This window comes from Brevundimonas sp. NPDC092305, from assembly GCF_044755415.1.
In the GTDB taxonomy this organism is placed as follows: Bacteria; Pseudomonadota; Alphaproteobacteria; order Caulobacterales; family Caulobacteraceae; genus Brevundimonas.
Genome location: NZ_JBIVQY010000001.1, coordinates 1727807 through 1742496 on the forward strand (window position 1 = coordinate 1727807; position 14690 = coordinate 1742496).

Consider the following 14690-nt stretch of genomic DNA (forward strand, 5'->3'; position numbering starts at 1 on the left):
GATGAACCCGCTGGTCGTCTTGCACGTCGACGACGAACCCGACATCCGCGAGGTCGCGGCCCTGTCGCTGCAGCTCGACCCCTCGATCACCCTGATTTCGGTTCCGTCCGGAGAGGAAGCGCTGTCCCGCCTCTACGCCGGCCTGACCCCGGATGTGATCCTGCTGGACGTGATGATGCCCATGCTCGACGGTCCGGCCACCCTCTCCCGCCTGCGCGAGATCCCGGGGCAGGAGGACACCCCCGTCCTGTTCATGACCGCCCGCGCACAGGCGCAGGAGCAGAACCGTTACCTCGCGCTGGGCGCACGGGCGGTGATCCTGAAGCCCTTCGATCCGATGACCCTCGCCCGCGACGTCCGCGACGCCTTGGCGCAGAACGCATGAGCCTCGAAGGACTGGAGGCTTTGCGTCAGCGGTTTCGCGCGCGGGCCCGCGAAGACCTGCTCGCCGTGCAGGCCTGGGCGGCCGCCGGCCTGCCGCACGATCCGGATACCGAGCGGCGTGTCCATAACCTCGCGGGCGCCGCCGGCGCTTTCGGCTACCCTCGCCTGAACGCCGCCGCCGCCGTTCTGGACGATGCGATCGCCGTGGGCGAAACGCCTTCCCTCTCCGACGTCGAGGGTCTGATCGCGGCTCTGGACCAGATGGACTCCGAGCGGGCGCCGGAAGGCTGATCGTCTCAGTCGCGGGAAGTTTTCGACACCGGTTTCCTGTTCCGGACCAACCCGCCCGTCAGATTGTTCGACAACAATTTGACACGGGCGATTAATCGCTAAACACTTCGGCAAAAGACACCGGTGTCATGCCTGCGCTCCACCGCAGGCGCGGAACTCCGGGAAAATCATCAAATCGTCCTGGGGAGGATCAAAAGTTGACCACGTCCAAGTCGCGCCTGCTGGCCACATCCGGTCTTGTCGCATCCGCCGCCGTCCTGCTGTCGGCAGCACCCGTCCTCGCCCAGACCGCCCCGGCGGCCGAGCCGCAGGACGAAACCCAGCTTGAGGAAGTCATCGTCACCGGCTTCCGTGGCAGCCTCGAGCGCGCCCTGTCCAACAAGCGCAACAACACCGCCGTCGTCGACAGCATCGTCGCCGAAGACATCGCCAAATTCCCCGACAACAACCTCGCCGAGTCGATCCAGCGTGTCCCCGGCGTCGCCATCACCCGCGACGGCGGCGAAGGTCGCGGCATTTCGGTCCGCGGTCTTGGCCCCGACTTCACCCGCGTGCGCATCAACGGCGTCGAGGCGCAGGCCACGACCGGTTCGAACCGCGGCCGCGGCTTCGACTTCAACGTCTTCGCCTCCGAACTTTTCAACCAGATCGACGTCCGCAAGACGCCCTCGGCCAATGTCGAGGAAGGCTCGCTCGGCGCCACCGTCGACCTGTCGACCGGCCAGCCTTTCGATCTGTCCGGGCCGACCTTCGCCGCCTCGGCGCAGATGGGCTACAACGACCTCGCGCAGGAATACGACCCCCGCTTCGCCATCCTCGCCGGCAATCGCTGGGACACCCAGTGGGGTGAGATGGGCGCGTCGTTCTCGCTGGCCTACTCGACCAAGACGACGCTGCAGAACGGCGCCTCGACGGGTCAGTGGCAGCAGGGCAGCCTGCGTCTGCCCTACACAGTCGCGGCGAACCAGGTCGATGGCGGCTGGTGCAACCCCGCCACGCGTCCGGTTCTCTGTGCCGGGACGAATCCGACGGCATATGACATCGCGTCCCAGCCGACCACGCGCTACCCGCGCTTCCTGCGTTACCAGGACTACAACCTCGAAACCGAACGTCTGGGCATGACCGGCTCGCTGCAATGGCGGCCTACCGAGCAGACCCTCGTCAGCCTCGACATCCTGTATTCGAAGTTCGATGGCATCCGGAACGAGCGCCAGCTGGAGTCGATCGGCCTCAGCCGGGCAGCGTCGCAAGGCGGCAAGCCCGAGACCGTGGTCCGGGACATCCTGCTGGATGACAACGGCTCTGCGATCTACATGGCGCTCGACAACGTCGACATCCGGTCGGAGAACTACGTCGACGAGTACTCGACGACTTTCCAGCAGTACACCCTGAAGCTTGAGCATGATTTCTCGGAGCGGTTCCGCGGAAGCTTTATGCTGGGATACGTGAACAACGACTTCGAGAACTTCAAAGATTACATCGCCCAGATGGACCGTCAGAATTCCGACGGCTATTCCTACGACTTCCGGCCCGGCGGCATGGACTTCCCGGCCATCAACTATGGCTTCGACGTCACCAATCCAGCTAACTGGTACATCGGACCGACGGTCACAGCGCCGGGCGGAACAGGCCCCAGCGGCCCGGACATCCGTCTGCGTCCGAACTGGAACACCAATATCTACGAGAGCGCCCAGTTCGATCTGGAATGGGACTGGACTGACCAGATCAAGATTCAAGGGGGCGCCCAGACCAAGTCGTACGAGTCCGATCAGCGCGGCATGCGGTTCGCTTCGGGCGAAACCAACATCCCCGCGCTGCCGGCCGGCACGACGGTGGCTGACGTCACCGAGCTGTATTGCGGCTTCCGCGGCCTGGCCCTGCCCGCCGGCACTCCGAACTGCTGGCTGACGCCCAACCTTCAGGCAATCGCTGACGTTTACGGCGTGTTCAACAACGACTCGGGCCGCTTCGCCCTGTCCGAGACCGTATCGAGCGCCCGCGGCGACAACCGGACGGTGTCCGAAAAGGATGACGGCGCGTACATCATGGCGGCGTTCGACTTCCGCGACCTCAACATCCCGATCCGGGGCGACGTGGGCGTTCGCTACGTTCGCACCGATCAGGAGTCCGGCTTCTACTCGTCCGTGGGGACCGGCTTCGAGTGGACCGTGGTGGGCCGCAGCTACGATGACTGGCTGCCGTCGGTGAACCTCGTATTCGAGCCGACCGAGGATCTGCTGATCCGCGCCGGTGTCGCCAAGGTCATGGCCCGTCCCGGCCTTGGCAGCATCTCGGCCGCCACCAACGTCAACGTCGCGGGCGGGTCGAAGACGATCACCTCGGGCAACCCGTTCCTGGAGCCATACCGGGCGAAGACTTACGACTTCGCCGTTGAGTGGTACCCTGCTCGCGGATCAATCCTTTCGGCCGGCGTCTTCTACAAGGACATCTCGACCTACATCCAGAATATCGTCGCGCCCGTCGTGTTTGCGGACACGGGTCTTCCGGACTCCCTTCTGACGGGCACCGGCGCACTTGCGACGGACACCTTCCAGCGCACGACGGTCATCAACACGCCCGGCGGCCCTCTGAAAGGGTTCGAGCTGAACTACCAGCAGTCGTTCAGCTTCCTGCCGGGCCTGTGGTCGAACTTCGGGGTGCTCGCCAACTACACCTTCGTCGAGTCCGAGATTGAGTACTTCCTGTCCTCCGCAGGCGCGTCGACGGTCACCCGACCCTTGCTGAACCTTTCCCGCAACGCCTGGAACGGCACGATCTACTACGAGGACGGTCCCTTCCAGGCCCGCGTGTCGGCCAACTACCGCGACCCGTATCTGACCGCCGTTCCGGCATCGTACGCGGTTGATGTCGCCGGCGTTCGCGAGGCCACCTACGTCGACGCCTCCATCTCCTACAAGTGGGGCGACAACATCACGTTCAGCCTGGAAGGCATCAACCTGACCAACGAGGTCAACGTGTCCTACACGGACTCCGAAGCCGAACGGTTGAGCGACTACTTCCAGAGCGGTCGGCAGTTCTACGCCGGCGTCCGCTACAGCTTCTGATCCAATCAGGACGGCGACCCTTCGGGGTCGCCGTTTTTTCTTGAGGTTCGTCGATGTCTGACAGTCCGCGGTCTCCGGCCCGTCGCGACGTGAGCCTTGCCGCCCTGGCGGGCGTTGCGCTCTCCGCCCTCCCCGCGTCCGTGACTGCCCGCTCGCGGCAGGCCGCCGACGATCCGTGGGAGCATGCGCGAGCCATCCGCGCCCGCATTCGCCCACCCGTCTTCCCCCGCGCCAACCGCTTCACGCCGCAGCAGTTCGGTGGCGTGGCCGACGGCGTGACGGACAACACGGCAGCCTTCCGTCAGGCGGTCGCCGCCGCCTCCGCCGCGCGCGGCGGCGGGCGGGTTGTCGTCGAGGGCGGCGTCTTCCTGACCGGCCCGATCCACCTGCTGTCCAATGTCGAACTTCATGTCGACCGCGAGAGCACGATCCGCTTCACACAGGACCGCAACGCCTACTTCCCGCCGGTGCTGACCCGATACGAGGGCACGGAGTTCATGGGCGTCTCGCCCTTCATCTACGCCTACGGTCAGGAGAACGTCGCGGTCACCGGTCACGGCATCCTCGACGGCAATGCGACCCGCGAGAACTGGTGGGCGCACAAGCGCGGCGCCGATGGTGAGGAAGGCGACCCCGCCCGCCTGCGCCGCTTCGCCGAGGAAGGCCGCCCTGTCGACCAGCGCGTCTTCGGACCCGAGACCACCATCCGGCCCCAGTTCATCCAGCCCTATCGCTGCCGCAACGTGCTGATCCAGGACGTCACCATCCTGCGTTCGCCCATGTGGGAGATTCATCCGGTCGAATGCGAGAACGTCACCGTCCGCCGCGTGACCATCTCCACCCACGGCCCAAACAATGACGGCTGCGATCCCGAGGCCTGCACCGATGTGCTGATCGAGGATTGCGTCTTCGACACCGGGGACGACTGCATCGCCATCAAGTCGGGCCGCAACGCCGACGGGCGCCGCCTGAGCAAGCCCTGCCAGAACATCATCGTCTCCGGCTGCACCATGATGGACGGCCACGGCGGCGTGACGCTGGGGTCAGAGATCAGCGCGGGCGTAAGGAACGTCTTCGTCGAGAACTGCCGAATGGACAGCCCTCAGCTGGCCACCGCCATACGCTTCAAAAACAACGCGGCGCGGGGCGGGCGGCTGGAGAACATCCATGTCCGCGACATCACCGTGGGCCAGGTCGCCAAGGCGGCCGTCACCATCGACTACAACTACGCCGAGGGTGCGAACGGGGCCTTCAAGCCCGAGTTCGAAACCCTGACCATCCAGCGGATGGTGGTCGGCCGCTGCGAGCGCGTGCTGGACCTGCAGGGCTTCGAAGCCGCGCCCATCCGCTCGATCGCTCTGATCGACTGCGACATCGTCCGCGCGGCCGAGCCGGACATCGTCTCCCACGTGCAGGGCCTGACCTACACCAACGTCCGCCGCAACGGCCGCCCCGCGACGGGGCCAGAGCCCGGTGCCGTCGTCCGCCCTGCCAGCCGCCACGGATAACCGGAGACAGACCATGCGCCCCTTCCGCATCCTGCTGGCCGCCGGCGCGGCGACCCTCGCCCTCTCTTCCGCCCTGCCATCGATGGCCCAGACGACCGCTGCGCCCACAGCCCGCGATCGCCTGATCCTGTGGCTGAACAGTCTCGTCCACGACCATTCGACCCGACGCGCGGAAACTATCGCCGCCCTGTCGACGGAGGAGGAGGCTCGCCAGCGTCAGGTCCGCGTCCGCTCCCTGCTGGCGGAGATGATCGAATTCGAGACCTTCGCCGGCCCGGTCGTCTCGCAGACCACCGGCATGGTTCGCGAGGACGGCTACGACATCGAGAAGGTCTGGTACGAAAGCCTGCCCGGCTATCGCGTGACCGGCGACGTCTACGTCCCGCACGGCCGTGGTCCGCACCCCGCCATCATCATCCAGCCCGGCCATGGTCCGGACGGCAAGATCGGCAACTTCGCCTTCGCCGTCGCCTTGGCCCGCGCCGGCTTCGTAGTCCTGTCCATCGACATCGTCAGCGAGGGCGAGCGGCTTCAGCACTACGACCCCGACATCGGCGGCTCAAAGGTCGGGCGTCCCACCGGCGAGCACAGCATGGCCTTCGGGCAGGCCCTGCCCGTCGGCGGCCACGTCTCGCGCTTCTTCATTCAGGATGCGATGCGCGGCGTCGACTATATGATGGCCCGGCCCGACGTGGACGACCAGCGCATCGGCGCCTTCGGCTGTTCGGGCGGCGGCACCATGACCGCCTATCTCGCGGCGCTGGATCCACGCATCAAGGCCGCCGCCACGGCCTGCTACATCACCGACTTCGATCATCAGTTCGCGCCCGGCGAAACCGGCCCGCAGGACGCCGAGCAATCGATCCCCTTCTTCATCGAGCGCGGTCTGGGCTTGGCCGACTGGGTCGAGGCCGCCGCGCCGCGCCCCTACGCCGTCATCTCCACCACCGAGGACATGTTCCCGATCGCCGGCGCCCGCGCGGCGTTCGCCGAGGCCCAGCGCTTCTACGGCCTGTTTGGCGCCGCGGACCGGATCACCATGATCGAAGGGCCCGGCGGTCACGGAAACATCCGCCCGCTGGCGCCGCAGATCGTCGGCTTCTTCACCCGCTGGCTGCGGGACGATCCCACCGAACGCCCGGTCGCGGTCGCCCCCACCGGCGACCCCGCCAGACTGCTTGTGACCAGCACCGGCCAGCTGTCGACCTCGATCGGCAGCGAGACCATCCAGTCCCTCGTCGAGGCCGAAGCCGCAACCATCCGTCCCGACGTTCCCGCCGGCGAAAGCGCGTCGGCGCGGCTGCAGCGCCTGCGCACGGCCGTCCGCGACATCGCCCGCACCACGGTCCGCCCCGGCGCGCCGGCCTCCGCCCAGCCCGGCCCGACGGTTGAGCGTGACGGCCTCAGTCGCACGCCCGTCACGATCGAGGTCGAGCCCGGCATCACGGTCTCCGCCAACCTGATCCAGACCTCCGGCCGGGGCCGCCGTCCCGCCGTTGTCATCGCCTCCGCCATGCCTCAGGCCTCACAGGCCGACGCCTGGGCTCGCGCCGGCTGGGCGGTGCTGGTCGTAGAGCCGCGCGGCGCGGGCGGAACCGAGGAAGCCAAATCCCCCCTCACCGGCGACTGGACCCTGCTGTCCCTGCGCGCCCTGATGGTGGGCAAGACGCCGGTCGGCATGCGCACGGATGACATCGTCGCGGCGATCAACTGGCTGGCCTCGCGCGAAGACGTCGATGCCTCCGGCGTGGCGCTTCAGGCCTCCGGCGCCCTTGGCCCCGTCGCCCTGCATGCGGCGGTGCTGGATGACCGCATCGGCCGGGTCTGGATCGACTCCAGCCTGCTGTCCTACCGCGAGTTCGTCGAGCGCCCGATCAGCCGCAACATGGCCGAGGTCAATCTGCCCGGCGTTCTGCGCCGCTACGACCTGCCCGATCTCGCCGCCGTGCTGGGCGACCGTCTGACCGTGATCAATCCGGTCAACTCCGTGGGCGAGCCCCTGTCCGCCGCCCGCACCTCCGAACTGCTGCCCGCCGCCGTCGCCGTCTTCCGCGGCGGTCGCGATCCCGTCGAACCGCCCCCGGCCTCGCGCCGCGCTGGAGCCCGCTCATGACCCGCCGTTCCCGTCTGTCTCTCGCGGTGCTGCTGACCACCGCCGCCCTGCCCGCCGCCGCCCTCGCACAGGACGACAGCGGCCGCCTGTTCCATGCGCCGCTGGATTCGTCCGCGACGGCGACCGAGGCGACCGGCATCGCCCCGCCCCTGTTCGTGGACAACGTCTCCATCATCCCCGACGGCGCCCAGGCCGGCGCCCTGCGCGCGGCGGACAACCAGATCCTCGCGTGGTCTGCCCCCGGCAACCTCTACGCCCAGCGCGGCACCATCTCCTTCTTCTGGCGCTCGCATCAACCGATCGGCCGGCGTCAGTTCGTGATCTTCCGCGCCGGCTATCCGGATCACACCAGCTGGGACATGGCCTTCCTGCGCATGGACTGGAACGGTCACGGCTACGACGTCTTCGTGACCGACGGCAGCCTCGCCCGCGTCCGCATCTCGGTCGAGGCTCCAACGCCCGACGCCGAGGCCTGGACCCACTTCGCCATTGCCTGGGACGAGACGCAGGGCCTCGCCCTTTACGTCAACGGCCGGCTGGCCGGAAAGAAGGACGCCACGGCCGTCCTCGACAACGCCCTGTACGCCTTCGGCCCGCACAGCCGGATCATCAGCGGCTATCAGGTCCAGAGCGCCTACGACTATCAGCGCGGCGGCGACGTCGACGAGGTCTCGACCTTCGACCAGATGCTGGGCGCCGACGCCGTCGCTGCCCTCGCCCGACGCGAGACCCCCGTCGTCCCCGCGGCCCCGGCCCGCGACATGAGCGAGGCTCGCTGGCGCGACGAATGGCGGCTGCGCTACGGCTTCAACCGCGCCGACGACGCCCCGCCCTATCTGGCCGCGCCCTCGACCGCCGTCAGCACCGTCGTCCCCACCGACGTCCGCGATCACAAGAAGCGCTTCTGGCGCGGCGACGACGGCCTGCGCGAGACGACATGGCCCGGCGTCTACAACCGCTCGCGCCTCGAAGGCCGCAGCGACTATTTCGTCCTCCCCGACTGGGACACCTATTCGGCCGGCGGTCAGGCGCTGGATGTCACCCTGCCCGACGAACCGTGGAACCGCATCGAGGTCCAGGGCGCGGCGGACGGAACCTTCAGCGTCGGCAATCGCACCATCGGTCGTCGCCCGCGCGGTCAGGAACGCACCAGCCTGCAGCTCGACGAGGCCCGCACCGGCGGCGCCGTGCGCTTCCAGAACCGCGCGCAGGAGACGCCGATCCGCGAGATCAGCTTCCTGAACGTCCGCCCCGGCGACGCGCCCGAGGGGACGGTCAGCCTGTCCTACGTCATCCGTCCCAACGCCGCGCCGGCCTACACCACCCTGAACGACCTCGAGAGCTACATCGCCGGCCGCTTCGTCGCCGATGAGCGCCAGACCGTCGTCGCCCTGCCGGCCGGCGCGCCCGAGACGTCCCGCGCCCAGCCGCAGGCCGGGGGCATGCCGCTGGTCCACGTCCTGATCCCCGCCGACTTCCGCGCCGTGGAGCCCGGCGGGCCGCCCGCCCGCTTCGACTATGGCTGGGCCAATCTGCGCGATGGTCTGGACGGCATCGCCATCGACATCCCGGCCCTGAACGTCCGCCCGACCCACGGCGGCCTGTTCCCGCTGAACATCAGGGTCAAGGATCCGCTCTGGCCGGACCGCGACCTGATGGACGTCAACGTCTCGGTCAAGCCGGGCGAGGCGCGCACCATCTGGCTCGACACCCGCGACCGCATCCTGCCCGAGGGCCGCAGCCTGTATCTGCAAATGGCCGGCGCAGGTCAGGACTTCAACGCCGCCGCCCTCGACGGCGCGCGCATCCGGCTGGTCTTCAAGCCGCGCGAAGAGGCCGCCGTCCAGCACGTGGCCGACCGTCTGGAGCAGGTGAAGGGCAACCTCGCCTTCTTCGTCGAGGAGCAGCCGAACAACCGCCTGCTGCCGGTGTACGAGCGGTTCGACCGCGACATCACCGACCTGCTGCGCGTCGATCCCGACAACCAGACCGCCCGTGTCTACTGGAACGAGCAGAACGGCGGCCAGCCCTACCCCGCCTTCGCCCAGACCGATCCCGCGCCCGGCGTCCCCCTGTGGGCCCATCGCCAGATCGAGGACCTGAAGCAGGTCCGCCATTTCATCAACTTCTGGATCGACGAGCGCCAGATTGAGGACGGCGAGTTCGGCGGCGGCCTGTCCGACGACTCAGACCTGCTGAACCAGTGGCCGCCGCTGGTGCTGATGGGCGTCGATTCCGGCAAGGTCACCCACAGCGTCGGCGCCGCCATGGACGCCATTTACCGCTCGGGCATGATCACCGACGGCCTGAACACCATCCGCGCCGACGAACTGCATTCCTACGAGGAGGGCATCAACACCGTCGCCCAGTACGCCCAGCTCAACTGGGGCAGCCCGCGCGCCGTCGAACAGCTGATGGCCACGGCTCGCCGTTACGGCGACATCACCGAGGTGAACCCGGCGGGCCACCGCCACTTCGTCTCCAACTCCTACGCCCACGACGACATGTGGCGCGAGGGGCCGTGGCAGCGTCAGCGCGGCAATAACTTCCTGATGTTCCACCCCGGCATCCTGCTGGTGCAGTGGAACGGCTCGCCCGCGGCGCGCGACATGATCCTGTCGACCACCGACGGCTATCTGGCCCATGCCAAACCGGCCACCGGCGGCGGCGCGACCCTGCCGGCCCAGATCGACTGGCCTTCGGACGGGGAGTTCACCCCCTCTGGCGTCAGCGGCGGCGCCGGCGGTGCAGGCCTCGGCGGTTCGACCTCGGTCTTCTGGGCCGCGTACCGCTGGACCGGCGACGACAAATACCTCCAGCCCCTGCTGAACGGCGCCCCGCGCAGCCTCACCGCGCTCAACGCCGACGTCACCTCCATCCTCGGACGCCGCGACGAATGGGGACCCGGCTTCATCCAGCAGGCAGGCGCATCCGACCCCTACCGGCTGTCCAACACCGGCGGCGCCGGCAGCCCGCTGGCCATGGCCCGCTTCGGCGCCTGGCAGGCCACCGGTGACAAGCGCTATCTCGAGACCATCTACGGCGAGGAGATCCGTTCGGCCTCCCAGCGCATGCCGATCATGACCGACGGCCACCTGTGGAGCGACCGCGTCCAGATCCCAAGCGAGATGCTCCAGCGCTCGCGCCTCGGCGGCATCGCCGCCCGACGCGGCCAGATCTATCCCGGCAACGTCGTCTCCTGGGCCTTCGAGGGCGAGGACAACGGCGAGAGCGTCGCCATCCTTGTCCCCGAGGCGACCCAGACCCGCTTCAAGGTCATCGTCTTCAACGTCACCGACCACCCCGTTCGCGCCGCCATGACCGGCTGGGACGTCACCGCCGGCCGCTGGACGGTGGCTGGCGGCGTCGACGCCGATGGCGACGATACCGCTGACGCCCCCTCGACCCGGACCATCGACTTCGGGCCCAATGCAAGCGAGAGCCTGACCTTCGCCCCCGGCGTCGCCACCGTCCTGACCTTCGAGCTCGCGGAGGCCGGCCAGCCCGTCTCCACCCGGCCCGACGTGGGTCTCGATCCGCAGGACGTCGCCGGCAGCGGCCGCGACCTGCGCGTCACCATCCACGGTCTGGGTGCGGTCGACTCGCCCGCGGGCGAGGTGATCGTCGAGGACGCTTCGGGACGAGAGGTCGTGCGCGGGGCCTTCCCGGCGCTGGCCGCTCCGCTGGACCTGCAGCCGAAGACGACCACCGTCGCCCTGCGCCTGCCCTCCGGCGTCAGCCGACAGGGGCTGCGCGTCCGGCTGGCTCTCGCCGGCGATCCGCTGGAAATCGCCCGGACGAACAATCAGGTGGTGCTGCCATGACCCCCGACCGCCGCACTGTCCTCGCCGGCCTCGCCGCCGGCCCGGCCCTCGCCGCCTCCGGCCTTGCCTTCGCGCAGCAACTGCCCCGCATCGCCACGGGCACGCCGCAGGCGCCGGTCGAGATCGGGTTCGATCCGGAGCCCAAGGGCCTTCTGGACAAGGAGACCATCGAGCTCTGGCCCGAAGGCCGCGTCCCCGGTTCGGCCGGCGTCTCGGTCACGCGCAAGATCCTCCAGCGCGGCTCGCCCGAGCGGAACGACCGCGCCGTCATGCACGTGACCCGCCCGATCCTCGAGGTCTTCAGGCCGGCCCGGCCGAACGGCGCTGCAGTGGTCATCCTGCCGGGCGGCGGCTACGTCCGTCTGGCCATCGACAAGGAGGGCGCCGGCGGCGGACTGCGCATGGCGGCGGCCGGGGCGACGGCTTTCGTGCTGAACTACCGATTGCCCGGCGACGGCTGGGCCGCCGGCTACGACGCCCCGCTTCAGGACGTCCAGCGCGCCGTCCGCCTCGTCCGCGCCCAAGCGGCCGAGTTCGGCGTAGACCCCGCCCGCATCGGCGTCATGGGCTTTTCGGCCGGCGGCCACCTCGCCGCCGCCTCCCTGACCCGCTTCGACGACGCGGTCTATGAGCCGCTCGACGCCCTCGACCAGACCTCCGCCCGCCCCGACTTCGCCTGCCTCGGCTACGCCGTCATGGCGATCGGTCCCCGCCCCGGCCAGTTTCAGGGTCCGCTCAACGCCGCCGCCCAGCCCCTGACCGAGCGCGTCCGCGCCGGCCTCGCCCCCACCTTCATTCTCCACGCCGCCGACGACCGCACGGTCCCGGTCGCCAACAGCCTGTCCATGTTCCAGGCGCTGAAAGCCGCCGACGTCCCCGTCGAGATGCACATCTATCAGGAAGGCGGCCACGGTTTCGGCTTCTCCCTGCCGCCCGAGGCGCCGGCCTCGCACTGGCCGGATGCGTTCGAGGCGTGGGCGAGGAAGGCGGGGATTTTCGGCTAGTCGTCGCTCAATCCGGCCTCACCGTGACGATCGCCCGACGATAGGCGAACAGCGGCGCAGTCCGGTCGTCCTTCGCCTCCAGAATGACGTGGAAGCGTGTCGGCTCGCTGACGTCCGGCGCCACGAAATGCGTGTGCATCGGGTCGCGCGTCTGCAGGGTCAGCTCGGGCGAACGGTTCACCGCCTCGGACTCGCGATACTGCCACCAGCTATAGGTGTGCCGTCGCCATCCGGATCGGCCGAGCCCTCCGCGCTCAACGCCACCCGCTCGCCCGGCCGCACCGTCAGCTCCACCGGCGCCCGGCCCTCGATCCCGTTCAGCACGGGCTCGGGATTGTGGTTCGCGCCCCGACGATACTCATGCAAGGTCCACTGGATGCGCGCGGCGAAATCGTTCTGGAAGGCCTCGCGCCAGCGCCAGATCGTGGCCTTGTTGTCCTGATGGATGCGGCCCCGGCCATCGACGACATAGTCGCTGGTGTCCGCCCACAGTCCGTCCCACTCCGAAACCTTGCCGAACCGCCCGCCCCAGCTGCCGTAGTCGGGATGTTCCGGCGATCCCAGCCCGTTCGGGATCAGATAGAGGAACGACGGACTGTCCCCCTCCATGATGAACTCGGGCAGCGGGTAAAGCAGCCCCAGCGGCCCCTTGCGCACATTGTCCCGCGCCCACTGGCGTGAGACCAGATCGAAATCCGGGCCTTCGAAATAATAGAATTGGTCGCCCGACATCCCGCCCCAGGTCGACAGGTTATAATGCCGGTGCGCGTGGATGCTGGTGATCCAGAAGATGTCAGGGAAGAACCGCCGCACCCACGGCCCGGCGTTGTCCTGATCGGAGATCGAATAGACCCTCAGCTTGCCGGCGAAGGCCGCGACCTCGGCCTCCGATCGCGTCGCCCGCACAGTATGCAGCGCCTGCGCCAGATGCACGGCTCCGCCCCACAGCAGCACATAGACCGGCCGCGGATCGGGCCGGTCGACCACTTCGATGATCCAGCGCGAGCCCTCGGTGTCCCGCCCCTCGCCCACCCCGGCCATGCCGAAGTCGCCGCTGCCCGACTTCACCCGATCCCGCAGGAAGCCCGCATCCGGATAGCCTTCCGCATGCGTTCGCAGGTTAGGCAGCACCTCGCCATAGGCGTCGATCCGCTGGGTGATCTGCTGCGGCTGGATGCCCGTCCGCAGGTGGCGCGAGCTGGACGCGATCAGGCCCTCGACGTCGAATTCGTTCGCATAGAGCAGGAAGCGAACCATCGACTCCTGATCGTCCGGATCGCCGCCGATGTCGGTCGAGACGATGACGCGGCTGCGGGGATCGTCAGAACCGACCGCCGCCGACGCCGCCATGGCGTTCAGCGATAACAGGAGCGACAGGATTGCCGCCAAGCGTGTGCGCATGAATATCTTCATCATCTGATCTCCTGAGGCGGCGCTCCGTCCGCCAACGCAATTCCACCGTTAGGCGAACGAAGTTCTCGTTATGCGTTAAATGGTTGGTTACGCGACCGCCTCATGGTTGCCTCGGCTGTTCCAAGGATTCTTATGCGCAAGCCTGCTGTTTTGTCTGTCGTCGCCAGTCTGGCGGCGGCTCTGGTTTTGTCCGGTTGCGCCTCGCAAGCGACGCAGGTCGCGCTTCAGCGTCCCGACCGGCCAACGGGTCAGGCATTTGAAGTCCCGGCCCACCACCGGCTCCGGGGCGCTGTGACGATCGACTACATCTCCGGCATGTCCGAGTATTCGTACGTCTTCGCTGAAGCGAACCGGCGGCAGTTCCGGCCGATGCTCGAGGACGCGCTGCGCCGATCCAAACTTCTCGCCAAGAGCCCCGTCGCCGCGCGCTACGCCCTGCAGATCGAGTTCGTCGACCTCGAAGGTTCCTTCTTCGGCACGGATTTCGACAGCCGGAGCCGGGCGATATATCGGATCGTCGACCGTCGGACTGGAGGAGTAATTTCCCAGCAGGAAGTCGACGCCGGCTTTATGGCTCGCTTCGTGGGATTGACCGAGGAAGATGCCGTCGCTGCATACTTCCTCACCACGACAACCGCGCGCATCGGTCTTTCGAATTATGTCGGCGCTGACGATCAGCGGGCTGCATGGCGCGGCGCCTATCAAGCCACGCTCTGGGCGTCTCTGTTCGGCCTGCTTCCGGTGATCCATCCGTTGAACTATGTCGCCCAAGGCGACACCTTCGGAAACTATCCGGCGCGCCGGCCCCACGTTCTGAACGGTGACCTTTCCACTGAAGGCTACGGCTCTCGTTCCGGACGCGAGCGGGGGGTACAGGCCGACCGCCAGATGCTGCGCCAGTCCATCGCCAAGTTCTTCATCGGGCTGGCTGAGGAGCAGGCCATCCCGATGACCGTCATCCTGCCCTGCGGCTACAACGCCGAGATCGAATACATCAAGGTCGATCTGGCGGCGCGCGGCATTCCCTACGCGGGCGAGAACTGCCGGATGACCCCGATGGAAATCATTCGCTGAGACAACGCGTTCGA

General features: G+C 68.0%; 10 protein-coding genes. 8 read left to right on the forward strand and 2 right to left on the reverse strand.

What is annotated here, in order from left to right; genetic code table 11:
• The first annotated feature begins 1 nt into the window (after position 1).
• The 7 genes from ACIQC9_RS08555 to ACIQC9_RS08585 all read left to right on the forward strand — a co-directional run bounded on the left by ACIQC9_RS08555 (position 2) and on the right by ACIQC9_RS08585 (position 12189).
• Positions 2 to 385 carry a response regulator gene (locus ACIQC9_RS08555; protein WP_400614446.1) on the forward strand — a complete coding sequence of 128 codons (384 nt, stop codon included), beginning with the start codon at positions 2 to 4 and terminating at the stop codon, positions 383 to 385.
• Complete coding sequence (locus ACIQC9_RS08560) at positions 382 to 675, forward strand: Hpt domain-containing protein (RefSeq protein ID WP_400614448.1); 294 nt, start codon at positions 382 to 384, stop codon at positions 673 to 675. Before ACIQC9_RS08555 ends, ACIQC9_RS08560 begins: the two co-directional genes overlap by 4 nt.
• A gap of 197 nt (positions 676 to 872) precedes the next feature.
• Positions 873 to 3740: a TonB-dependent receptor gene (locus ACIQC9_RS08565; RefSeq protein WP_400614450.1), complete on the forward strand. Its 2868-nt coding sequence runs from the start codon at positions 873 to 875 to the stop codon at positions 3738 to 3740.
• A 53-nt stretch (positions 3741 to 3793) separates the two neighbouring features.
• Positions 3794 to 5248 (forward strand): glycoside hydrolase family 28 protein, encoded by a 1455-nt coding sequence (locus tag ACIQC9_RS08570; protein ID WP_400614452.1) that lies wholly within the window; start codon positions 3794 to 3796, stop codon positions 5246 to 5248.
• Between the two features lie 13 nt (positions 5249 to 5261).
• Complete coding sequence (locus ACIQC9_RS08575; protein ID WP_400614454.1) at positions 5262 to 7361, forward strand: acetylxylan esterase; 2100 nt, start codon at positions 5262 to 5264, stop codon at positions 7359 to 7361.
• Positions 7358 to 11185 carry a LamG-like jellyroll fold domain-containing protein gene (locus ACIQC9_RS08580; RefSeq protein WP_400614456.1) on the forward strand — a complete coding sequence of 1276 codons (3828 nt, stop codon included), beginning with the start codon at positions 7358 to 7360 and terminating at the stop codon, positions 11183 to 11185. The genes ACIQC9_RS08575 and ACIQC9_RS08580 overlap by 4 nt, the downstream gene beginning before the upstream one ends.
• On the forward strand, positions 11182 to 12189 hold the full coding sequence (locus ACIQC9_RS08585; RefSeq protein WP_400614459.1) for an alpha/beta hydrolase: 1008 nt from the start codon (positions 11182 to 11184) through the stop codon (positions 12187 to 12189). Before ACIQC9_RS08580 ends, ACIQC9_RS08585 begins: the two co-directional genes overlap by 4 nt.
• Positions 12190 to 12196: 7 nt before the next feature.
• Here the strand turns inward: ACIQC9_RS08585 and ACIQC9_RS08590 are convergent, their stop codons facing one another.
• Positions 12197 to 12370, reverse strand: a complete 174-nt coding sequence (locus ACIQC9_RS08590) for a hypothetical protein (protein WP_400614461.1) — start codon at positions 12368 to 12370, stop codon at positions 12197 to 12199.
• Entirely contained in the window at positions 12367 to 13590 is a 1224-nt protein-coding gene (locus ACIQC9_RS08595) for a DUF1593 domain-containing protein (protein ID WP_400614464.1), read from the reverse strand. The genes ACIQC9_RS08590 and ACIQC9_RS08595 overlap by 4 nt, the downstream gene beginning before the upstream one ends.
• Positions 13591 to 13734: 144 nt before the next feature.
• On the opposite strand from ACIQC9_RS08595, the gene ACIQC9_RS08600 reads away from it, so the two are divergent.
• Complete coding sequence (locus ACIQC9_RS08600; RefSeq protein WP_400614466.1) at positions 13735 to 14676, forward strand: hypothetical protein; 942 nt, start codon at positions 13735 to 13737, stop codon at positions 14674 to 14676.
• Positions 14677 to 14690 lie beyond the last annotated feature (14 nt).